Raw genomic sequence first — 21,339 nt, forward strand, 5'->3', positions numbered from 1 at the left:
GCCTACTTTAAATGTTGTTGATTGCCGTTAGAGGTATCTGCTACCGCAACAACAGGGCCTGGCATTAGACGCTCGTTGCCTTCAGTGATAACTTTGTCGGTTGGTGCAAGTTGTGGTGCATAAACTGCCACCTTATCGCCTTGATGAAACTGCACGTTAACTGAAATTGGTTGTGCAATTTGCTTGTCGCCTTGCAGTACTACTTTATAAACTAAGTAATTACCGCCACGATTCACCAATGCATCTTTTGGCACAATAAGTGTGGTGCGAGGTTTACCTTCTGGTAACCAAGCGCTTACCGACATGCCTGGCATTAAACCGTTGCCATTTACTTGACCAATCACGCGAAAAGTACGAGCGCGTTCATCAACACTATTAAGTACTTTAATATTGCCCGCTTGAACTAGCTCATCGCCAATCTGCAAGGCAATTTCGCGTGGTGCTTGACCTGCTAAAAAGGCAAAACGTTCTGGCACATCTAACCAGGCTTCTAATTTATTGAGAGAGGTTAAAGTAAATGCATGATCGCCACTGCCTAACCATTGACCTAGTTCAGCTAGACGATTAGTTACTTGGCCATCAAATGGTGCGCGAATTGACATATCATCAATACGCACCTGCAATGCGTTTAACTGTGCAGACAGTGCCTTTATCGCTTGTGTTGCAGCGATAACACGTGCTTGATTTGCAATAGTGAGGGTTTTACTTTGATTTAGACGCTGCTTAGATACGGCGCTTTTTTGCGCAGACTGCTTATAAGCAAGGTAGTCTTCTTCTGCTTGCGTAAATTCTGCTTTTGCTAATGCAAGGTTAGCATCTGCTAGCATTTTTTCCGCCTGTAAACGCTGCTTTTCAGCGTCTAAACGGCGTGTGTCGAGTATTGCCAGCACATCACCTGCTACAACAACATCACCTTCATTAACCAGTACTTTAACTACTTTACCTGATTCTACTGAAGCGACATTAGCTTGATTGAATGCTTTTAACGTGCCGACAACACGTTTACGTGGTTGCAATTGCGCTTCGCTTGCTTCACTAAAGCGAACGACTTGCGCATTTGCGTTGAAAACCAGCAACAACAAGCTCAATGTTGCTGCAATATATTTAAAAGAAAGTGGAGATGTCATAGTAATTTCCAATTGAGTAGACCAGTCGTCTAGTGAATTGTCATTCAATTTGGCAGTTGTTGCAAGATGAATTTAGGCTGAATAGTAATTTTAGATTGGGTTATTTGGGTAAGCTTATGAAATTGTTATTTATATTTAAAAATTATTTTTAGACCAAGTGGTCTAGTGGAGTTTTGACAGACAAACAAAAAGTGCCAATTAAGGCACTAAAATCGATTCGAAAATAATTTCAACAAAGTTGTCGTATGGCTCAGTTGAACGCTCTACTTGCATTTGTATTGCTGCGCCATGGCTGGCATTAAACAGAAATGCAGCGATTTTATGTGGGTCGAGGTTTTTGTTTACTTCGCCTTCTTGTTGCGCTTCGCGAATGGTTTGCGCCATCATGCTGTGCACTAAGTCTTGCGCGCATTTTATGCCACCGCGCATATTTTCACTGAGTTGAGATTGTTCCAAAATCAACTTGGGTACTAAACACTCACAGTCAATACCATCTTCTTCATGAAATTGCTGAATGCGTTTAAACCAGTTATGAATGCGCTGCAGTGGTGAGAATTTTCGATCACGCAAGTATTCACGCATAAAGTCATGGCTTTGGTCTTGGGCACGCTCAATGAGGGCAAGGCCAAAATCTTCTTTTGACTTAAAGTAATGATAAAATGAACCTTTTGGCACTCCGGCTTTATCAAGTATTTCTTTTAAGCCACATCCGTTGTAACTTTTTTCGATGATCAGCGCATGACCTGCCGCCAATATCGCTTCTTTGGTATCGGGCTTATTCATAATTCGGGTTAATATTTACGTACACACTTTGTGGGTATTATTAGACCAGTCGTCTCTAAAGTCAACTTTAGTCGACGGTTAGAGTTGATCTTCAATAGGCAATAAGCGGAAAAAACATGCGCCTATCTTACGCCAAATGCTGGCATCTGGTTCACTTTTAAAGGTTTTTTGCGTATCCATATCAAGCCAAATTAGCTTGTCGTCAGCGAGCTGTACACGGTAAGCTGAATTGGCCACGGCATCATTTAATGCGCTAACAATTTTGCTGCTAAGTGCCTCATTTTCAAACAGCACGCCAATTTCAGTGTTGATAAACATTGAGCGAGGGTCGAGGTTTAATGAGCCAACAAAGGTTTGCTGTTTATCAAATATAATTGATTTAGCGTGTAAACTCGCCTGAGTAGAGCCGCGCCATGCTGACGGTTTAAAATTCGGTTTTACTTTTGTTTCATAAAGCGTAACGCCCGCTTTTAACAGCGCTGCGCGATAAGGAGCGTAACCTGAATGTACTGCAACAACGTCGGTGGCGGCCAATGAGTTCGTAAGAATCGTTACATTTACGCCACGCTTAACCATATCGATTAAGTATTTTGTGCCGCTTTCGCCAGGTACAAAATAGGGAGAGATAATAAATAGGTCTTTTTGGGTATTGGCAAAGGCGCTTTCTAGCTCGTCAAGAAGTGGACTTGTTAGACCTTTTTCGTTGATTTTGCTTGGCGGGTCGTAAAGTACATCGGCTTTACCCCAAGACCATGGCAAGGCACCTTCAGATAAGTACTCTAAAAATTGTGATTGAGTTAACGCCTGAATATACTCGGTTTGCGATTGTTCCGTATCGGTTATTTGTTCTTCCCATTCAGATAAAATAGCAATCGTTTCTTCATTAGAATAACGCCTAGGATGAAACACAGACAATGGGTAACTGTGTTCACTGTTCCAGTAAACGTCAAATTGCGTATTTACATCGTGTGTAGCTTCACCAATGAGCAATAGATCAAAGTCGCCAAATTCTACTTCATGACTGGCACTAAAATATTCGTCACCAATATTTCGTCCGCCGATCACCGATGCCAAGCTATCTACGGTGAGCGATTTATTGTGCATGCGACTATTGAGCCTTGCAAAATCGGTCAGAATGCCAAGCGCTTTATTGCGACGATTTGGCGAGGGGTTAAACAGGCGAATTTCAACATTCTTATGTTGGTTTAAAATATGTAGCTGAGGATTGTGATCTGAGGCTTTTAAGTCATCAAGTAATAGCCTTACTCGCACGCCACGCTCCGCGGCGTTGTATAGCGAATAGTTGATTTGGTTGCCGGTAATGTCGTTATTGCAGATGTAATACTGTAGGTCAATGCTGCTGGTTGCCGCATTGATTAAACTCACGCGTGATACAAAGGCATCGACTCCTTGCCCAAGCGTATAAACGCCGGTTTGTCCTTGCTTATCATGTGTTAAATCGTTAATAAACTCAGCTAATCGACCTGTTTTCGCTGGCTCTTTAGCATAGCTAGGTGTACTTGTGTTTGGCGTTATTTTTGTTGCGCATCCAGCCATGGCAAGTACAACTCCTATAATAAAAAAGCGTATTAGTAACATGTGATTACCGACTAGTTAGTTTAATAGTACCAGTTCTATTAAGGTATAGATTACAGGGATAATAAGTGGGGTCAATATGGCGCTTAATACTAAACTAACGGATGCAAATGCGCCCATACGTTCATCAACTTCAATGGCACGTGCTGTACCCACTGCGTGACAAGCGGCTCCAAGCGCTAAGCCTTGACTGGGTATATGTGTTACGCCAAATAGTCTGAGTAGCGGTAAGCCAAAAACAGCGCCAAAAATACCGACACAAATAACAATCACTGCCGAAAGAGCACTTATTCCGTTAAGTTGATTGCTAACCTCAATGGCAATGGGGGTTGTTACTGCGTTGGGTGCAAGGCTTGCGATAAGTTGTTCATTGGCGCCAAGCAAATAGGCGACAAGCATGGCAATGATCGATGAAACCAAAACGCCGGTGGCGCTGCATAAAATGTAGCGCCAGGTATGTTGTTTTATGGTGCGCGATTCTTTGTACAGTGGGATCGCTAGCGCAACAATTGCTAAATCAAGTAACCAAAAATACGCTGTGTTAATTGTGGCAAACTCAGTGTAGGGAATTTCACTCCACACTAAAATCACGCTAATAAACGCAATGCTTAATAAAATAGGGTTACAAAGGCTGTGTTTTAAGTAATGGGTCTGCAACCATTTAAAGGTAAAAAAACAAAGCGGAGACAAAACAATCAAAAGCAGGCTCATGACTGTTCCTTATCGCTAGATGCAAAAAGCAGACTTGCGACTTTTCCTATAATAAATAAGGTGCCTACCGTAGCGGTAAGTATTGAGATTACAATTAAAAGCAGGTTGTCTTTAATAAGGTCCAAATGCTGAATGATGCCAACACCAGCGGGAATGAAAAAAAGTGGGAAGTATTTCAGCAGTAATGCGCCAACCGCCTCACATTGCTTTAGTGACACAATATTTAATTTGAGCACAAGCAACAAAATGCCCATACCGAGCACTGCTGGGGGAAAACTAAAATTCAGTATATACAGCAGGCCATGACCAAGGGCTAATGATGTTACTAGAATCGTTAAACTAACAATGTATTTCATAGCAATAGCCTATCACAGCTTGCAGGTCAGTATACTGTTCTTTAGTCGCTACCAATTAGCCGAATTGTCGAAAGGCTTAGTTTCTCCTTTTAAGCGATTGCTAATGGCACGTTTTACATTTTTGCCGCGTAGAATACGTATTTGATTAAATGTTTCAGCTGCTAACAATTGGCGGCGGTTTGCGAGCATACGCTTTTGATAAGTACGTTTGTTTGCAGCTAACGCATCGGGCGATTGTGCTAATAATGCCGCTTTTAATTGCTCGCATTCGTGATCTAAATCGTCGCATACTTGTGTAACTAAATTGACTGCTTGAGCAGTGTCAGCACTAATTGGCTCGGCCACATGAGTGAGCTTTAAGGCTTGGTCGTAAGGCATTAGGCCTTGTAACATGACACTGCCTGCCATATCTGGTGTTAATCCCCAACGAGATTCCATAATGGCAAATTGGGCATCGCGGCTCGCTAAACGAAAGTCTGCGCCAAGCGCGATTTGCATGCCGCCACCAAAACAGCGGCCATGAATTTTACAAATCACCGGCGCTTTAATTTCTTGCCACCCTATGGTGACTCGCTGGGCTAGATTTGCATTACCGGGAAGCCATTTGAATAGCAGTTTTAACATTTTAGTAGGAGAGCGGCTGATGTTTTTTACATCAAGGCCGGTACAGAAATCACTGCCGTTGGCATCAATAATCACTAATCTTAGAGATTTTTCTTTTTTCAATTGTTTAATAATGCGTGCTAGCTGTACAAAACTTTCATAGCTCAGTGCGTTGAGTTTATCGGGGCGATTAAATGTGACGGTGGCAACGCCAGCTTCAATATTTAAGGTGACAAGGTGGCTCATTATTATTCTCATCCGACCTGTTGTGTTGTTCGAGATTAACGTGTCTTACTATGTCTGTAAAGCGCGTAACTTCACCCTAGGTTCATATTTTTCCAGCAAAATAGCCGCTCTGACAAATGGCTAAAAACACCACTTACTGATTTGATTAGATTTTGTTAAATATTAAATTACAATTAATGTGCAGTCGTATTATGATTGATAACCAGAAGATATTATTAGAAATTTCGGATTTTTCATCGAGAATAAAAATTTGCTCTATTTGTGATAAGGGAGAGTTGCATGTTTACGTCCAAGTATAAAAATATTAGTTCCCCAACCAAAGCTGCGTTTTTTGTCAGCTGTGTGTTGTTAGGGCCACTGGCCTTGACAGGTTGTGGAAAGGAAGAAGTTGTGCAACAAGCGCCTGCACCAGCGGTCTCGGTTTATACCGTTAATAATGATCAAGTTGGTACTTATCGGGAGTTTACTGCGCGCACCGAAGCGTCGAAAGAAGCGGATATTACAACCCGCGTGCAGGGTGAGTTAATAGAGCGAAAATTTGTTGAAGGCTCGGAAGTTAAAAAAGGCGATCTACTGCTAAAAATTGATCCGAGTGAATACGAGGCCTTTTTAGCGCAATCTGATGCGGACCTAAAATCAAAAATCGCTGGAGCAGCAGGTGCTGCACGCGATTTAAAACGTGGTAGAGAAGTCGCTGAAAAAGGCTTTATTTCACAATCTGATTTAGACAAGTTGATTACCAATGCAGCGCAAACGCAAGCGGCGGTAAAAGCGGGCGAAGCGGCACTTAAAAAAGCTAAGTTGGATTTAAGTTACACTGAAATATTAGCGCCGTTTGATGGGAAAATTGGTCGCGTAAATATTGATGTAGGTAATATTGTAAGCCCGCAAAGTGGCGTGCTAGCAAACATCACCTCAACTGACCCCATCTACGTTAATTTTTCGGTTGAAGAGGCACTTTATACTACCTACTTACAAGAACACCGAAATATCGAAAGTCCTGATCAAGTACCTCTCGATTTAAAAATTCGTTTACCGAACAACAGCGAATATACCGAGGCTGGTGTGCTAGATTTTGCCGATACAAAAATAGACCGCAACACCGGCACGGTTGAGCTAAGGGCATCTTTCCCAAATCCAGATGGTATTGTGCTACCTGGGTTATTTGTAAAGCTGATTGCTGAGAGCAAAAATAAATCGTCAATGGCGTTAGTGCCACAAGCTGCGGTACAAGAAAATCAGCAAGGTAAGTTCTTATTAGTGGTTGATGACAACAACAAAGTGAGCACGCGACATGTAGATTTAGGTCGTCGCATTAATGCTATGTGGGTCGTTAACTCGGGCATTGAAGCTGGTGAGCGCATTATTATTGAAGGACTACAAAAAGTGCGCCCAGGTGTTGAAGTAAACCCAGTTGATAAGAATGTTGATACGGTAACCGGTGTTATCACAAACAGCGCAGAATAGGGGGCGTAAATGATTAGTAAAACGTTTATTAATCGGCCCAAATTTGCGCTGGTTATTTCAATTGTAATTACCTTAGCTGGCTTAATTTCGTTGTATTTGTTGCCAGTGAATATGTACCCTCAAATTACGCCACCACAAATTCAGGTGACTGCGGTATACCCAGGAGCGAGTGCTCAGGTTGTTGAGGAGTCGGTGATCCGGCCCATTGAAGAGCAAATCAATGGGGTGGAAGATATGCTGTATATTGAATCCACGGCCGCAAATAACGGTACTGCTAGCATTACCGTGTACTTTAAAGTTGGTACTGACGATGATATGGCGCAAGTGAATGTGCAAAACCGCGTTGCACTTGCCGAAGCTGGCTTACCTGAAGAAGTAAAACGTCAAGGCGTTGTTGTGCGCAAACAATCCAGTAATATGTTATTGGGTGTGACGCTTTACAGCACGCAAGAAAATCTTGATGAAATCTTCCTAAGTAACTACGCCACAAACTATTTAACAGAACCTCTTGGACGTATTCCGGGTGTTGCAAACGCTGAAGTAATGGGTGAAAAAACCTATTCAATGCGTATTTGGTTAAATCCAAACAAAATGTCGTCGCTTGGTGTCACTGTGGCGGATGTGCAAAATGCGCTGCGAGAGCAAAACTTAATCGTTGCTGCGGGTAAGCTAGGCGCCAGTCCAGCACCGAAAAATCAGCAGTTTGAATATTCCATTCAGGCACGCGGTCGCCTAAAAACCCCAGATGAATTTGGCGATACCATTATTAGAGCTACAAACGATGGTGATTTTATTCGCTTGTCGGATATTGGTCGTATTGAATTGGGTTCTAAAGATTACGCGTTTACTGCCAAATTAAATGGTGAAGATACTGCGTTTTTAGTTATTTATCAGCTGCCAGATGCTAACGCGACTGAAGTGGCTGCGAATGTGAAAAAACAAATGGAAATTCTCTCTGAGCGTTTTCCTGATGGCCTTCACTACAGCATGCCATACGATACAACTGAATTTATTAACCGCTCGATAGAAGAAGTAGTCGTAACGCTTTATCAAGCAGTTGCGCTGGTAATTCTCGTGGTATTTTTATTCCTACAAAATTGGCGTGCAACGTTAATTCCGTCAGTGGCAATTCCTGTGTCGTTGGTTGGTACGTTCGCCTTTATGATGTTGATGGGTTATTCAATCAACACCATTACCTTGTTTGGCTTGGTACTGGCTATCGGTATTGTGGTAGATGATGCCATTGTTGTTATTGAAAACGTTGAACGTATTTTAAAAGAAGAAAAGCTGCCAATTAAAGAAGCGGTGAGCAAAGCGATGGAGCAGGTTTCAGGGCCAATTATCGCGACAACTCTGGTACTGCTTGCGGTGTTTGTGCCAGTTGGATTTATGCCGGGCATTACCGGTGAGCTTTATAAGCAGTTCTCAGTAACGATTTCATTTGCTGTACTTATTTCATCGATTAACGCGTTAACGTTAAGCCCTGCGCTGTGTACTTTGTTACTCAGTGAAAAAGCAATGAAGCCAATTAAATGGCTAGCACCCGTAGAAAAAGGAATTATTTCCTCTACGTCAAAGTACTCATCTACGGTTGGTTGGTTGTTAAAGCGTTCAGCGCGTGTAGGTTTAGTAACAGTGTTGTTATTCGCAGCAACAGGTTGGTTAACCAAAGCAGTTCCTACCGCGTTTGTACCAGCTGAAGATCAAGGTTTTTTGTTTGTTGATGTGCAATTACCAGATGCAGCAGCCAGCGGCCGTACTGCTGAGGTAATGGCGAAAGTAAGCGAAACCATCTTAGCCGACCCTGCGGTAACCGATATTATTACCGTATCGGGTATTTCACTGCTTGGTGGCCCTGGTTCAAATAATGGCCTTGGCGTTATTGTGCTAAAAGATTGGGAAGATCGAACTGCGCCAGAGCTTGGCTTGAAGCAAGTGATCCCACGTTTAATGGGGCAGATGTTTGCTATGCCTGATGCGCAAATCTTTGTCTTTAATCCACCGCCAATTCCAGGTTTAGGTACGAGTTCAGGTTTTGAATTTAGATTGCTAGATAGTGAAGGGCGTGAGCCTGCGGATTTGGCTCAGGTGATGAACGGCTTAATTTACGAGGCTAACCAGCGTCCTGAATTAACTAGCGTATTTAGTACTTTCCGCGCTAATGTGCCGCAGTATTTCTTAGAAATTGACCGAGATAAAGCCAAAGCGCAAGGCGTTGCGTTAAGCGATGTGTTTGTGACATTACAAGCGCAACTCGGTTCGTTGTACATTAATGATTTTAACCAATTTGGTCGTACCTATCAGGTTGTGATTCAGGCTGAGACTGAGTTCCGTAAAGAACCGTCGGACTTAAATAACTACTATGTGCGTGCTAGCAGCGGTGAAATGGTGCCGTTAACGACACTTGCGAGTCTTGAACCAATACTGGGCCCGACTAGCGTAAATCACTTCAACTTATATCGCAGTGCAAGCATCACAGGTCAGCCTGCGCCAGGTTACTCAAGTGGTGAAGCAATTAAGGTGATGCAAGAGTTATCTGCGCAATTACCAACAGGCTACATTTATGATTGGGCAGGGCAAACCAAGCAAGAAATTCAAGCTGGTAACTTAGCGCCATTGCTATTTGGTTTAGCGATTATCTTTGTGTACTTGTTCTTGGTCGCCCAGTACGAAAGCTGGACGATTCCATTTGCGGTAATTGCAGCCGTACCGTTAGCGATATTTGGTGCGATGAGTGCGCTTTATACGGTTGGTATGGCAAACAATATTTATGCGCAGGTGGGCTTGATACTCTTGATTGGTTTATCCACTAAGACCGCTATTCTAATTGTTGAATTTGCGATGGAACAACGTGCAGCGGGCCACAGTATTTTTGAATCGGCATTGAATGCTGCAAGTTTGCGTTTTAGAGCAGTATTGATGACGGCACTGTCGTTTGTACTAGGGGTGTTACCATTAGTATTTGCAACGGGTGCAGGTGCGGGTAGCCGTGTTAGTTTAGGTTTAACCGTACTGGCTGGTATGTTGGCTGCGACTATTTTTGGTACTTTGTTAATTCCAATATTCTATGCGTTGATTCAAAGTATGCGTGAAAAGGTGAAAGCAAAGCTGGCACATGAGTAACTGTTTCGCAGCAAGGCCTGCTATTAGCTGAATTTTTGGCTAACAGTTGGTAGCCTGCGTTAAAATCACAAAATATAAGGCAAAGAAGCACTTCTTTGCCTTTTTTGTTTTGATATAATTATCAAAAAATGCGAAGAGTCGAGTTATGAGCAACCAAAATCACCTATGGACAATTGAAGAAGCGACTAATCATGCGTATGAAGTGTTTCTTGAATTGGCGCCAGACAATTTGTCTGAACAAGATATTGTTGAGTTTAATCAATATCGTGAAGATTTAGGCTTTATTGAAGAAAGTGAGCCGGATGAGTCTTGGCAAGAATTTACCGAATTCGAAATTGAACCAGAGCTGTATATTCAAGTGCTGGTGGGATTAGAGTTTGAAAACCAAGACGTGTTATTTGCGCGCATTTTAATTAGTCGTGATAAAGCAGCGCCCTTTGTTCACGTATTGTGGAAGTAGTTCTTTTTATAAAACTGGTTTTTTAGCTTAGGTGGATTGAGAGTTAGAGTAGTATTAAATGCGTTGGATTGTGTTTTTTTATTGTGTTCTTTTTTGTTCTAAATTACTCGCTGCGGATCCGGATCCGTTTGAAGACTTTGCCGTTTATGGCGAAACCCCAAGTGACGAAAGGTATGAGCAAAATAAAGGGCGACTTTTGTTTGGTGATTTAGAACTTGGCTTTATTGTAACGACTGGTAACACTAATACTGCTAGTGCAAAACTCAAAACGAACATCATGCAAGACCTCAATAATTGGCGCAATCAACTGAAGTTTGATTCTTTGGTAAAAAAAGATAACGATAATGACGAAGGCGATGAGCTGTCTGCCACGCGTTATTTCACTTCATTACAAAGTAACTACTTACTTGAAGATAAAAATAACTCACTGTTTTTATACGGTGATTATGAATTTGATAGATTTAGTGGTATCGAAAAGCAAGCGAGCTTTGTTGCTGGTTACGGTTGGCGCTTTTTAGAAAATCGTAAAGACAGCATTGATTTAGATGTCGGTCCTGGGGTTAATTATCAGGTCAGTGAAACCGACGAATCGGATTTAGGTTACTTGCTACGATTAGCTCTGCAGTGGGAGCGAATTGTAAGTAAACGCACGCGCTTTAATCAGGATATTAGTGCGGAGCATTCGTTAAGTGGGTTAAACTCCCGCATCAAATCAGAGACGTCATTGGTGAGCCAAATTAGCGGTGCACTTAGTCTTAAGTTTTCATATTTATATCGTTACAACACCATGCCTGAAGAAGGCAAACGCAATTATGACGCTGAAACCAGTGCTACCTTTGTTTTTAGCTTCAACTAACTTGGAATATTAATGACCTATTCTCATAAACAAATCGCTTGGGCTATTTTACTGCTGCTTTCGTGGATTTTTTCATTTACCTTATTGGCGGTTTATTTAATCGGCCCGATTACAGGTCTGTTGATTTTTTCAGGTTTTGTGGTGCTAGTGGCATTTTTATTTCATGGCATGACAGTCACTGTAAAAGATAACACTATAAAATGGGGGTTTGCTTTTGGCTGGTTTGGTCAAACCTTACCCTTGTCAGAGGTTGTTTCGTATCAGGCTGTGGAGAATTCATGGCGACATGGCATTGGTTTACGTATTAGCCATGATGGGTTTGTGTATTCAGCCCACGGTTTTAAGGCAGTTGAATTAGTGCTGCAAGATGAAACAAAAATTAGGCTTGGTACAAATGATCAAGCTGGCTTAATCGCCGCATTAGAAAGGCAAAAAAAATAGCGCCCTAAAGCGCTATTTTTTATTGTTAGTGCTGTAAATTAACAACAGCCGCCATTTTCATCATGTTTGTGATCGTGGTGTGAACCACAGCCACCTTCACCATGAACATGGCCATGTGCCAATTCTTCTTCTGTCGCGTCACGTACTTCAAGTACTTCAACATCAAATGTTAAATCAATACCAGAAAGCGGGTGGTTGCCATCAACAATCACATCGTCTTCTTGAATATCGATAATTACAACAGTCTGCTCACCGTCATCGGTCGTTGCGCGAAATTGCATGCCTACTTCAATATCCATACCGTCAAACATTGACTTAGGTACTGCTTGCATCAAACCGTCGTGACGCTCGCCATAGCCATCTTTTGCTTCAACTTCTACGGTAAAGGTATCGCCAGCTTGTTTATCAATAAGCGCATTTTCAAGACCTGGAATTAAAAAACCCGAACCAATGATGAACTCTAGCGGCTCGTTATCAAATGAGCTGTCGATGGCATTGTTGTCTTTGTCCATTACTGAGTAATGAAGCTTTACTACTTTTTGCTGTGCAATTTTCATATTAAACCTAATCTTCAAGTGTGTAAGGAAGAGCACTCACGCTAAGACGTGACTCTTCAAGATCTTTAACGCGCAACTGAGCTTGCTCAGATGTGTCGTTTGGCAGTACCGCTTGAATATATGTGCCTTCATCGGTAACTGCAGTGTTAATTACTTTACCGGCTCTACGCCAGTTTTCACCAAGCTGAACTTCAACGTCGCTTGCTGTTTCAATGTGTTGTTCGGCGGCAAATAAGCTGTACATTGCACGCTTATTTTTGCCTAGATATTTCATGCGCGCGACAGTTTCTTGGCCTGTGTAACAGCCTTTATTAAAACTAATTCCACCAATCGCTTGTAGATTGACCATCTGCGGAACAAACTCATCGAGTGTTTGGGCATTTAGGCGCGGCAATCCGGCTTTAATATTAGCTGCAAACCATGCATTTTCATTATTTGTAAGTGTAATTTTGCCTTCAAGTTCAGCCAGCTTTTCTTTTTCAATAACAAGTTGCACTAAGCCTTCGGCTAGTTTTAGCGCATAACCTAATTCAAATTGCACTAAATTGTGGCTGGTAAATGAAATCGCCAATGCAGACTCAATTTCACTGGTGGTTTGCGCTGTTACACCAAAGCTAATAAGCTGCTCGCTTAGGGCAAATTCTACTTTTGAAAAAACACCGTATTTTTTAAGTTCACTAAAGCTTTGCTCGGCTTCAGTGTCACTTGCTAACATCAAGTAAGCGTCGTTTGCCGCAATTAGCTTATGTACTGACCAAAGTTTACCTTTTGCATTGCAATGCCCTGACCATAAAAAGGTCGTGTCGTTTAATAAATTAAGATCTTGTGTAACTTGTCCGTGCAGGTAAGACTTGCGGTCTTGTCCGCTAATTTGAATGATTTTTTCTGAAATGCGAGAAGCGACTATCATAATACCCTACCACTGAAAATTAATGCCTTGATTTTAACTTAGATTCCTGATGATTGCATGCTTAGCTTTTGCTACTATTAAGGTGCGTGAATTAACGAGGTATAAAATGAGCAATTTAGATAGCAAGGCTAAATTACGTTGGGCGTGTCGACGCGGTATGTTGGAACTTGATGTGTTGCTAAGACCATTTGTTGATGAAGCTTACGACGCATTAACAGATAATGACAAAGCAATTTTTCAACGCTTACTTACGGCCGATGATCCTGATTTATTTGCTTGGTTTATGGGGCATGAAAAATGTGAAGACGCTGAGCTAGATTACATGGTTAAAACGATTTTAAATCGTGTCCGCGTATAGGTTGTACGTCGCAAAATCGAACATTGTGCCGAGTGTTTATCTCGGCATTAACCTGCCTATATTTTTCTTTGCTTTACTCCCCGCTGAAACTATTCTCTGTGCTCTACTTGTTTTAGTGTTTCTCGTACTGGTTAGTATTATCTGTTTCTTTAAGCTAAAAAGAGCGTTAGTAAGTGACAGTTATTTGTTACTCGAAGATGAACGTGTATTGTGTCAGCACGACGGCAATAAAATCGGTGAAATAAGTCCGTTTAGTATCGTAACTGCATGGTTTGTATTAATTCGCTTTAAACGGCAAAAAAGTAAGTTTAATAAACTGATTTTGCTTAATAAGTTATCTACAAAAGATAAAAAACGGCTACTGAGAGCCGTTTATCGAGATGTTTAAGCTGATGCGTTTTTGTGCAGCACGGTAGGTGTTGGGTTTTCAGTTTGATTTGGGTAATCAAGGGTATAGTGCAGACCGCGGCTTTCTTTTCGTTCAAGCGCACTGCGAATAATTAGCTCAGACACTTGAACTAGGTTACGCAGCTCCAATAAATTATTACTCACTCTAAAATTAGTGTAGTACTCATCAATTTCTTGTTGCAGTAACTCAATGCGACGAAGCGCTCGCTCTAGGCGCTTGGTGGTGCGAACAATACCAACGTAGTCCCACATAAATAAACGCAGTTCGTGCCAGTTGTGAGTAATAACAATTTCTTCATCAGAATTTGTCACACGACTTTCATCCCAGTTTGGAATGTTTGGCGCGTTATGTTCCGAATTAAGCTTTGCCATAATGTCTTTAGCGGCAGCTTGTGCAAATACAATGCACTCAAGCAGTGAATTACTTGCCATACGGTTAGCACCGTGCAGACCGGTATAAGCGACTTCGCCAATGGCATATAGATTATCTAAATCAGTTTTGCCATTAAAATCGGTCATTACGCCGCCACAAGTGTAGTGCGCCGCTGGAACCACAGGAATTGCTTCTTTGGTAATATCGAGGCCAACACTTAAGCATTTTGCGTAAATAGTGGGGAAGTGGTCGATAATAAAGTTTTTATCTTTATGGCTGATATCGAGATATACGCAGTTAGCGCCAAGACGCTTCATTTCATAATCGATGGCGCGCGCAACTACATCGCGAGGCGCCAGTTCGGCGCGCTCATCAAAATCAGGCATAAAGCGTGTACCATCAGGGCGTTTTAAATATGCCCCTTCTCCGCGCATAGCTTCGGTAATTAGAAAATTTTGTAATTCAGGGTGATACAAACTAGTCGGGTGAAATTGGTTAAATTCCATATTGGCGACACGGCAGCCCGCACGCCACGCCATTGCAATGCCGTCGCCGCTCGAAACATCAGGGTTTGATGTATATAGATAGACTTTACTGGCGCCGCCTGTGGCAAGTGCGACAAAGCGAGCACTAATAATTTCAACTTGTTCGGTGATGCGATTCCAAACATATAAACCGTGGCAGCGTTTGCCTGCGTTATTCAGTTTTTCATCGGTGATTAGATCAATTGCATTATAGCGCTCAAGCAATAAAATATTTTCATGTTCTTTTACGCGGTCGATCAGCGTTGTTTGTACTGCTTTACCTGTGGCATCAGCTGCGTGCAAAATACGACGGTGGCTGTGACCGCCTTCACGGGTTAAATGGTAGCGTTCTTTGCCAAGGGCGTTTTTATCCATATCAAATGGTACGCCTTGTTCTATTAGCCACTTCATACAGGTTTTTGCGTTGCTTGCGGTGTAATGAACGGCGTCGCGATCACATAGTCCACCGCCCGCTGCGAGGGTGTCTTCAACGTGCGATTCAACACTGTCTTCTTTATCAAATACTGCGGCGATGCCACCTTGGGCATACATGGTTGAGCCTTCAGTTAATGGCCCTTTACTTAATACGGTGACGTGACAGTGATTTGCTAAGGTAAGCGCTAAGGTTAGTCCAGCAGCACCACTTCCTACGATGACAACATCGGTTGTTAACTGTGGTGTATTTGTCATACAGGTATCACTTTACAATGCAGGTAATTTATTTGGCATATAATAACATCAATTATGACAATGATAAAAAGACAAAAGTCGCACAGCCATTTTTACCAGGCAGTATAAGCAGGTGAAAAACAGCGAAGAAATAGCGATAACGTGATTTTATGCTAATTTTGCTTAAGGAAAAGTGTTAAAGTGACCCTGTGACAGTCTATTTATCTATGTTTAAGATTAACAAAGGTAAATTGATTTAAAGTTTTTATAAAATGTTTCGAACTTTTTCAAACTCCTTGGGTCCTATATTGTGACATTACTCTTGGGAACTAGAGAAAGATTATAAAATAAGAGGAGTACCGGCTCGAATGAGCGAGCAGGATTTGGATTTAGCGCTAGTAAGAAAAGTTCAGCAGGGTGATAAAAACGCATTCAATGTGTTAGTTAAAAAATATCAGAACAAAGTTGCGAACTTAATTGGACGTTACGTCTCTAACCATGGAGATGTTGCTGATATTGCACAAGAAGCGTTTATTAAAGCATATAGAGCGTTACCGGGTTTTCGCGGTGACAGTGCTTTTTACACTTGGCTTTATCGTATAGCTGTTAACTGTGCTAAGAATCATTTAGTTTCACAAGGGCGCCGTCCGCCAGCCAACGATGTTGATGCGGATGATGCTGAATTTTATGATGGCGCTGATGCACTGAGAAGTAATTCGACACCAGAAAACTTGTTGCTAAGCGATGAAATAAAGCAGGTAATTTTTAGGACCATTGACGGCTTACCGGATGATCTTAAAACGGCAATTACATTACGCGAATTAGAGGGGTTAAGTTACGAAGACATTGCCATGATAATGGACTGTCCTGTCGGGACAGTGAGATCACGGATATTCCGTGCTCGCGAGGCAATCGATAATCGACTTAATCCAATTTTAAATAATGCATAGGTCACTTTATGACTAATTTGAATGAGAAACGAAAAGAACAAATATCGGCACTGTTTGATGATGAACACAGCCTAGAGAGCCGACATTTGGGGGATGAGTTAGAGCACGCTGCATCGCGTTATTCACTGATTGGTGATGTAATGCGTGGCGAAGGCAAAGAACTTATTCAAATCGATATCGCAGATCAAGTTGCACTGGCATTAGAACAAGAAGAAAGCTACAGCCAAGTGCCAGAAGCGCCAAGCGTTTCTGAGCAAGTTGCTGCGGTAAATCAACAAAGCACAGTCGCAATCTCAAATTGGAAAAAACCGTTTGCCCAAATGGCAATTGCAGCAAGTGTTGCTGCTGTTGCGGTAATTGGCGTGCAATCTGTTCCCAAGGATGCAGATATCATCAGCCCTGAGCCACAACTGCAAAATTTAGAAACCATGCCTTTTGGTGGTACTGCAACGCCAGTAAGTTACTCAACTGAACCTGCGCTTGAAACCGCTCAAAAAGGACTGCGCGAGCTTGAAGAAAAACGTCTAGGTGCGCTGTTATTAGAGCATCAAAGACAATCGCGTATTGCTCAAGCTGAAAAAGCGAAAGAAGACGAGTTGGAGAACAATCAGTAGATGCGAATATTCGTTGTCTTAGCTTGGCTTGTAGTTGCGTTGCCAAGCTTTGCTTCTGAACCTAATGAAGCGAAACAGCTTTTATTAGAAATGGCCAATACGGTCAAAAACAGTAACTTTACCGCCTCGTTTGTTGTTGTAAAAGGGCGAAATAATATAGAACCTTACGCGTGGCGACATGCAAATCACAATGGCACTGAACTCGAGCACTTAAGTCTGCTCGACGGAGCGGGTGTTGAAATGTTGCGTGTTGGCAATGTAGTTACCTACTTTGAGCCACAAAACCCACCTTACTCTTTAAACAGCTCGTCTTTAGCGGGCCCAATTCCAAGTATTATTTTTAACGATATCACTGAGCTGGAACCAAATTATCACTTTGCAATTGGTGGTAAGTCACGGATATCAGGTCGTGTAGCGCAATTGGTACGTATCGAGTCAAAAGACCAAGCAAAATTTAACTACTGGTTGTGGCTTGATGAGCACTCAAAGCTACCACTAAAAACTGCCTATGTATCGGCAGCCGGCGAAATTGTTGAGCAGCTGCAAATGACTAACGTTAGTTTCAGTGAACAACCGAGTGTTGAACTGATTGAAATGAGTCAGCAAAATCTGCCTTCGCCAGTAACCGCTGTAAAAGAAGAGCAAAGTATTGAAACATGGCAAGTTGATGCGATGCCAACAGGTTTTTCATTGATTAAATCAGAGCGTCAAACTTTAAACTTAAACGGTGAGCTTGCCGATTACTATCTTTACAGTGATGGGTTAATTGAAGTGTCGGTCTTTATTCAACGACCGCTTGCCAGTAATAGTCGTAGCAAAGCGCTTTCGGCAGGTGCTACAACAGTGTTTATTCATCAAGCGCCAGGCTATGAAGTCTCTGTGATTGGCCAATTGCCGCCAATGACTGCTAAACTAGTGGCAGAATCAGTTCAACGCGCTAACTAATGATTGAAAAAACGTTTACGGTGGCCAAAGTAGAGAATACTTTGGTCACTTTTGCATTACCTAAACCTCAAGCATGCAGTGGTTGTGATGGTAAATGCGGCTCACTTACCTTTGCTAAACTATTTGCCAATAAACGTTCAGAACTTACGATTGTAAGTGATGCTGCGCTTGAAGTCGGGCAAAAAGTCGATTTAACCTTAGATGACTCTCATGTCATTAAAATGTCGTTGTGGACGTACATGGTGCCTTTGCTGCTTGCTTTTGTTTTTTCCATAGTTGCGGCGAAGGTCTTTGTTGTTAGTGAAGGATGGCAAATTTTATCTGCAATGCTAGGTGGTTATACCGGGTTTTTACTAGCAAAAGCGAAGCAAACAGGTCTTAGAAATCGCATTAAAATAAAAAAAATTCACCCAATCAGCTTACCAATCACGCAAATTAATGGTGATTAGCCCAAATTAAGGGTAAAATCGGCGTTTTGATTTTGAACCCTATTTATTTAGAAGTATTGAATCCAACATATGAAGCACATTCGTAACTTTTCTATTATTGCCCACATTGATCACGGTAAATCGACTTTATCGGATCGTTTAATCCAAGTCTGTGGTGGTTTATCTGATCGCGAAATGCAACAGCAGGTATTGGATTCAATGGACCTTGAGCGCGAGCGTGGTATTACCATTAAAGCGCAAAGTGTTACGCTAAACTACACTGCAAACGACGGTGAAACATACCAATTAAACTTTATCGACACACCTGGGCACGTTGACTTTACCTATGAAGTTTCGCGTTCATTAGCAGCGTGTGAAGGTGCATTATTAGTAGTTGATGCTGGTCAAGGTGTGGAAGCACAAACAGTTGCTAACTGTTACACTGCGATTGAAATGGATTTAGAAGTCCTCGCAATTCTAAATAAAATCGACCTACCGCAAGCTGATCCTGATCGCGTGTCAGAAGAAATTGAAGATATCGTAGGTATCGATGCAACGGGCGCAACTCAGTGTAGTGCGAAAACAGGTCTAGGTATCGACGCGGTACTTGAAGACATTGTTAAAAATATTCCACCACCAGAAGGTGATTCAGAAAAGCCATTACAAGCGCTTATTATCGATTCATGGTTTGACCCATACCAAGGCGTTGTATCACTTGTGCGTATTAAACACGGCGAGCTTAAAAAAGGCGATAAAATCCAGATCATGTCAAATGGTCAAGTTCACATCGCCGACAAAGTAGGTATCTTCACACCAAAACAAACTGAAACGGGCACGTTAAAAACGGGCGAAGTAGGGTTTGTTATTGCGGGTATTAAAGATATTCACGGTGCACCTGTAGGTGATACCATTACCTTGCAACGTCAGCCTGCTGATGCTCCGTTACCGGGTTTCCAAAAGGTAAAACCGCAAGTATATGCGGGTATGTACCCAATTTCATCAGACGAATATGAAAGCTTCCGTGATGCGCTATCAAAACTAAGCTTAAACGATGCGTCGTTATTCTATGAGCCAGAAAACTCAACTGCGCTAGGTTTTGGTTTCCGTTGTGGTTTCTTGGGTATGCTACACATGGAAATTATCCAAGAGCGTTTAGAGCGCGAATACGACATGGACCTTATTACTACTGCACCAACAGTAGTGTATGAGATTGTTGAAAAAGGCGGCAACGTTATTCACATCGATAACCCGTCTGATTTACCGCCAGTTGGCAATATCGAAGAAATTCGCGAACCAATCGTTGAAGCAAATATTCTTGTGCCACAAGAGTACCTTGGTAACGTAATTACCCTGTGTGTTGAAAAACGTGGTATGCAAACAAAAATGGCTTATCACGGCAACCAAGTAGCGATTACCTACGAAATGCCGATGGGTGAAGTAGTAATGGACTTCTTTGATAAATTGAAGTCGACCAGCCGTGGTTTTGCGTCTCTTGATTATAACTTTAAGCATTTCCAACCAGCAGACATGGTACGTGTAGATATTCTTATCAATGGTGACCGTGTTGATGCACTGGCAATCATTTGTCACCGTGATGCATCTCAATCACGTGGTCGTCAGTTAGCTGAAGCGCTGAAAGAGCTTATTCCGCGTCAGATGTTCGATATTGCAATTCAAGCAACCATTGGTGGTCATGTAATTGCACGTACTACTGTAAAACAACTTCGTAAAAACGTAATCGCGAAGTGTTACGGTGGTGACGTATCACGTAAGAAAAAGCTATTACAAAAACAAAAAGAAGGTAAAAAGCGTATGAAACAACTCGGTAATGTTGAAGTACCTCAAGACGCCTTCCTAGCCATTTTGAAAGTGGGCAAGTAAGGAGTTAATGACATGGCGGGTTATTTTTCAATATTTTTAGTATTGTTAACCTTAGGTTCGGGCCTAATTTGGTTAATCGATCACTTAGTTTACGCACCTAAGCGTAAAGAGCGTATCGCCGTGGCGCAAGGCGCAAGTGGTATGCCGTTAACCGAAGAAGTGATCGAGCAGATTGCACCGCAGCACTCAATTGCTGAAACAGCGCAGTCGATTTTTCCTATGGTTGCCGCCATTACTATTTTCCGTTCGTTTTTGTATGAACCGTTTCAAATTCCATCGGGCTCAATGATGCCAACCTTATTAAAAGGTGATTTCATTCTGGTGGAAAAATACTCTTATGGTGTAAAAGATCCAGTTTGGCGCTCGCAACTGATGGATGTTGGCACGCCAGAGCGTGGTGACCCGTTTGTATTCAAATATCCAGAAGACGATAAAATTGATTTTATTAAACGTGTAGTGGGTTTACCGGGCGATACTATTATTTATCGCAATAAAGAAATATACATTAAACCTAAATGTGATGCAGGGCAAAGTGATAGCCAAGGCTTAACTTGTGGTCAGTTTAATAAAATGGAACGTGAACTTGTCAATCAAGGTGAGTTTATGCTCGCTGGTGTGCCACAAATTCGCGCAACAGAACAGCTTTCAGGTTTAACACACGATATTTTAATTAACCCAGCAATGCCTGAATTATCAGGTCGCTATTATCAGCAAGCGGGTACGGCACAAGACGAATGGCGTGTACCAGAAGGCCATTATTTTGCAATGGGTGATAACCGCGATAACAGCCAAGATAGCCGTGTTTGGGGTTTTGTACCAAAAGAAAATTTAGTAGGTAAAGCAGTATTTATTTGGATGAGCTTTACTTTTTCAGAAGACGAAGACAGTTTATTACCGTCTTGGGTGCCAACTGGTGTGCGCTTTGAACGCCTTGGCAAAATTCAATAATATTT

At 42.0% G+C, this 21,339-nt stretch carries 22 protein-coding genes; 13 read left to right on the forward strand and 9 right to left on the reverse strand.

Annotation, left to right across the window (positions count from 1 at the left end):
• Positions 1-2: 2 nt before the first annotated feature.
• From ACXAFE_RS03455 to ACXAFE_RS03480, 6 genes are all read right to left on the reverse strand, one after another.
• Positions 3-1,127 (reverse strand): efflux RND transporter periplasmic adaptor subunit, encoded by a 1,125-nt coding sequence (locus tag ACXAFE_RS03455; RefSeq protein ID WP_475148720.1) that lies wholly within the window; start codon positions 1,125-1,127, stop codon positions 3-5.
• A 198-nt stretch (positions 1,128-1,325) separates the two neighbouring features.
• Positions 1,326-1,910, reverse strand: a complete 585-nt coding sequence (locus ACXAFE_RS03460) for a TetR/AcrR family transcriptional regulator (RefSeq protein ID WP_054978589.1) — start codon at positions 1,908-1,910, stop codon at positions 1,326-1,328.
• A 78-nt stretch (positions 1,911-1,988) separates the two neighbouring features.
• Positions 1,989-3,509 carry a phospholipase D-like domain-containing protein gene (locus ACXAFE_RS03465; RefSeq protein WP_475148722.1) on the reverse strand — a complete coding sequence of 507 codons (1,521 nt, stop codon included), beginning with the start codon at positions 3,507-3,509 and terminating at the stop codon, positions 1,989-1,991.
• Between the two features lie 15 nt (positions 3,510-3,524).
• A complete protein-coding gene (locus tag ACXAFE_RS03470) occupies positions 3,525-4,217 on the reverse strand; it encodes an LrgB family protein (protein WP_475148726.1) in 693 nt (230 codons plus the stop codon).
• Entirely contained in the window at positions 4,214-4,573 is a 360-nt protein-coding gene (locus ACXAFE_RS03475) for a CidA/LrgA family protein (protein WP_475148728.1), read from the reverse strand. Before ACXAFE_RS03475 ends, ACXAFE_RS03470 begins: the two co-directional genes overlap by 4 nt.
• A 48-nt stretch (positions 4,574-4,621) precedes the next feature.
• Complete coding sequence (locus ACXAFE_RS03480; protein ID WP_475148730.1) at positions 4,622-5,422, reverse strand: crotonase/enoyl-CoA hydratase family protein; 801 nt, start codon at positions 5,420-5,422, stop codon at positions 4,622-4,624.
• Between the two features lie 279 nt (positions 5,423-5,701).
• On the opposite strand from ACXAFE_RS03480, the gene ACXAFE_RS03485 reads away from it, so the two are divergent.
• The 5 genes from ACXAFE_RS03485 to ACXAFE_RS03505 all read left to right on the forward strand — a co-directional run bounded on the left by ACXAFE_RS03485 (position 5,702) and on the right by ACXAFE_RS03505 (position 11,769).
• Entirely contained in the window at positions 5,702-6,889 is a 1,188-nt protein-coding gene (locus tag ACXAFE_RS03485; protein WP_475148734.1) for an efflux RND transporter periplasmic adaptor subunit, read from the forward strand.
• Positions 6,890-6,898: 9 nt separating this feature from the next.
• Positions 6,899-10,012 carry an efflux RND transporter permease subunit gene (locus tag ACXAFE_RS03490; RefSeq protein WP_475148739.1) on the forward strand — a complete coding sequence of 1,038 codons (3,114 nt, stop codon included), beginning with the start codon at positions 6,899-6,901 and terminating at the stop codon, positions 10,010-10,012.
• A gap of 145 nt (positions 10,013-10,157) precedes the next feature.
• On the forward strand, positions 10,158-10,472 hold the full coding sequence (locus tag ACXAFE_RS03495; protein WP_475148744.1) for an HI1450 family dsDNA-mimic protein: 315 nt from the start codon (positions 10,158-10,160) through the stop codon (positions 10,470-10,472).
• Positions 10,473-10,530: 58 nt separating this feature from the next.
• On the forward strand, positions 10,531-11,328 hold the full coding sequence (locus ACXAFE_RS03500; RefSeq protein ID WP_234004681.1) for a DUF481 domain-containing protein: 798 nt from the start codon (positions 10,531-10,533) through the stop codon (positions 11,326-11,328).
• Between the two features lie 12 nt (positions 11,329-11,340).
• On the forward strand, positions 11,341-11,769 hold the full coding sequence (locus tag ACXAFE_RS03505) for a hypothetical protein (RefSeq protein WP_475148753.1): 429 nt from the start codon (positions 11,341-11,343) through the stop codon (positions 11,767-11,769).
• Between the two features lie 38 nt (positions 11,770-11,807).
• Here ACXAFE_RS03505 and ACXAFE_RS03510 read toward each other — a convergent pair whose 3' ends face one another.
• On the reverse strand, positions 11,808-12,326 hold the full coding sequence (locus ACXAFE_RS03510) for an FKBP-type peptidyl-prolyl cis-trans isomerase (RefSeq protein ID WP_054978579.1): 519 nt from the start codon (positions 12,324-12,326) through the stop codon (positions 11,808-11,810).
• 7 nt (positions 12,327-12,333) lie between these two features.
• The gene (gene ygfZ / locus ACXAFE_RS03515) at positions 12,334-13,236 is read right to left on the reverse strand and encodes a tRNA-modifying protein YgfZ (RefSeq protein WP_475148757.1); all 903 of its coding nucleotides are present in this window, start codon (positions 13,234-13,236) and stop codon (positions 12,334-12,336) included.
• Between the two features lie 106 nt (positions 13,237-13,342).
• Between ygfZ and ACXAFE_RS03520 the strand changes: the two genes are divergently transcribed.
• On the forward strand, positions 13,343-13,594 hold the full coding sequence (locus ACXAFE_RS03520) for an FAD assembly factor SdhE (RefSeq protein WP_054978661.1): 252 nt from the start codon (positions 13,343-13,345) through the stop codon (positions 13,592-13,594).
• A 184-nt stretch (positions 13,595-13,778) separates the two neighbouring features.
• The gene (locus tag ACXAFE_RS03525; protein WP_158683317.1) at positions 13,779-13,982 is read left to right on the forward strand and encodes a hypothetical protein; all 204 of its coding nucleotides are present in this window, start codon (positions 13,779-13,781) and stop codon (positions 13,980-13,982) included.
• On the opposite strand, the gene nadB is transcribed toward ACXAFE_RS03525, so the two are convergent.
• Complete coding sequence (nadB, locus tag ACXAFE_RS03530) at positions 13,979-15,589, reverse strand: L-aspartate oxidase (RefSeq protein ID WP_475148761.1); 1,611 nt, start codon at positions 15,587-15,589, stop codon at positions 13,979-13,981. The genes ACXAFE_RS03525 and nadB overlap by 4 nt on opposite strands.
• 347 nt (positions 15,590-15,936) lie before the next feature.
• Here nadB and rpoE point away from each other — a divergent pair, with 347 nt between their 5' ends.
• The 6 genes from rpoE to lepB all read left to right on the forward strand — a co-directional run bounded on the left by rpoE (position 15,937) and on the right by lepB (position 21,334).
• Positions 15,937-16,518 (forward strand): RNA polymerase sigma factor RpoE, encoded by a 582-nt coding sequence (gene rpoE, locus ACXAFE_RS03535; RefSeq protein ID WP_010560773.1) that lies wholly within the window; start codon positions 15,937-15,939, stop codon positions 16,516-16,518.
• Positions 16,519-16,526: 8 nt separating this feature from the next.
• A complete protein-coding gene (locus ACXAFE_RS03540) occupies positions 16,527-17,132 on the forward strand; it encodes a sigma-E factor negative regulatory protein (RefSeq protein WP_475148765.1) in 606 nt (201 codons plus the stop codon).
• Positions 17,133-18,077: a MucB/RseB C-terminal domain-containing protein gene (locus tag ACXAFE_RS03545; RefSeq protein ID WP_475148766.1), complete on the forward strand. Its 945-nt coding sequence runs from the start codon at positions 17,133-17,135 to the stop codon at positions 18,075-18,077.
• A complete protein-coding gene (locus ACXAFE_RS03550; RefSeq protein ID WP_475148768.1) occupies positions 18,077-18,526 on the forward strand; it encodes a SoxR reducing system RseC family protein in 450 nt (149 codons plus the stop codon). Before ACXAFE_RS03545 ends, ACXAFE_RS03550 begins: the two co-directional genes overlap by 1 nt.
• 69 nt (positions 18,527-18,595) lie before the next feature.
• On the forward strand, positions 18,596-20,386 hold the full coding sequence (gene lepA, locus ACXAFE_RS03555; protein WP_475148770.1) for a translation elongation factor 4: 1,791 nt from the start codon (positions 18,596-18,598) through the stop codon (positions 20,384-20,386).
• Between the two features lie 12 nt (positions 20,387-20,398).
• Positions 20,399-21,334, forward strand: coding sequence for a signal peptidase I (gene lepB / locus ACXAFE_RS03560; protein ID WP_475148773.1), 936 nt, complete (start codon positions 20,399-20,401; stop codon positions 21,332-21,334).
• Positions 21,335-21,339: the final 5 nt, after the last annotated feature.

The organism is Pseudoalteromonas sp. ABV4_021 (genome assembly GCF_056159365.1).

Excerpts from the sequence above, each read along its gene's own strand:
- ACXAFE_RS03455 (WP_475148720.1), bottom strand. The coding sequence starts at position 1,127 with ATGACATCTCCACTTTCTTTTAAATATATTGCAGCAACATTGAGCTTG.
- ACXAFE_RS03460 (WP_054978589.1), bottom strand. The coding sequence starts at position 1,910 with ATGAATAAGCCCGATACCAAAGAAGCGATATTGGCGGCAGGTCATGCG.
- ACXAFE_RS03465 (WP_475148722.1), bottom strand. The coding sequence starts at position 3,509 with ATGTTACTAATACGCTTTTTTATTATAGGAGTTGTACTTGCCATGGCT.
- ACXAFE_RS03470 (WP_475148726.1), bottom strand. The coding sequence starts at position 4,217 with ATGAGCCTGCTTTTGATTGTTTTGTCTCCGCTTTGTTTTTTTACCTTT.
- ACXAFE_RS03475 (WP_475148728.1), bottom strand. The coding sequence starts at position 4,573 with ATGAAATACATTGTTAGTTTAACGATTCTAGTAACATCATTAGCCCTT.
- ACXAFE_RS03480 (WP_475148730.1), bottom strand. The coding sequence starts at position 5,422 with ATGAGCCACCTTGTCACCTTAAATATTGAAGCTGGCGTTGCCACCGTC.
- ACXAFE_RS03485 (WP_475148734.1), top strand. The coding sequence starts at position 5,702 with ATGTTTACGTCCAAGTATAAAAATATTAGTTCCCCAACCAAAGCTGCG.
- ACXAFE_RS03490 (WP_475148739.1), top strand. The coding sequence starts at position 6,899 with ATGATTAGTAAAACGTTTATTAATCGGCCCAAATTTGCGCTGGTTATT.
- ACXAFE_RS03495 (WP_475148744.1), top strand. The coding sequence starts at position 10,158 with ATGAGCAACCAAAATCACCTATGGACAATTGAAGAAGCGACTAATCAT.
- ACXAFE_RS03500 (WP_234004681.1), top strand. The coding sequence starts at position 10,531 with ATGCGTTGGATTGTGTTTTTTTATTGTGTTCTTTTTTGTTCTAAATTA.
- ACXAFE_RS03505 (WP_475148753.1), top strand. The coding sequence starts at position 11,341 with ATGACCTATTCTCATAAACAAATCGCTTGGGCTATTTTACTGCTGCTT.
- ACXAFE_RS03510 (WP_054978579.1), bottom strand. The coding sequence starts at position 12,326 with ATGAAAATTGCACAGCAAAAAGTAGTAAAGCTTCATTACTCAGTAATG.
- ygfZ (WP_475148757.1), bottom strand. The coding sequence starts at position 13,236 with ATGATAGTCGCTTCTCGCATTTCAGAAAAAATCATTCAAATTAGCGGA.
- ACXAFE_RS03520 (WP_054978661.1), top strand. The coding sequence starts at position 13,343 with ATGAGCAATTTAGATAGCAAGGCTAAATTACGTTGGGCGTGTCGACGC.
- nadB (WP_475148761.1), bottom strand. The coding sequence starts at position 15,589 with ATGACAAATACACCACAGTTAACAACCGATGTTGTCATCGTAGGAAGT.
- rpoE (WP_010560773.1), top strand. The coding sequence starts at position 15,937 with ATGAGCGAGCAGGATTTGGATTTAGCGCTAGTAAGAAAAGTTCAGCAG.
- ACXAFE_RS03540 (WP_475148765.1), top strand. The coding sequence starts at position 16,527 with ATGACTAATTTGAATGAGAAACGAAAAGAACAAATATCGGCACTGTTT.
- ACXAFE_RS03545 (WP_475148766.1), top strand. The coding sequence starts at position 17,133 with ATGCGAATATTCGTTGTCTTAGCTTGGCTTGTAGTTGCGTTGCCAAGC.
- ACXAFE_RS03550 (WP_475148768.1), top strand. The coding sequence starts at position 18,077 with ATGATTGAAAAAACGTTTACGGTGGCCAAAGTAGAGAATACTTTGGTC.
- lepA (WP_475148770.1), top strand. The coding sequence starts at position 18,596 with ATGAAGCACATTCGTAACTTTTCTATTATTGCCCACATTGATCACGGT.
- lepB (WP_475148773.1), top strand. The coding sequence starts at position 20,399 with ATGGCGGGTTATTTTTCAATATTTTTAGTATTGTTAACCTTAGGTTCG.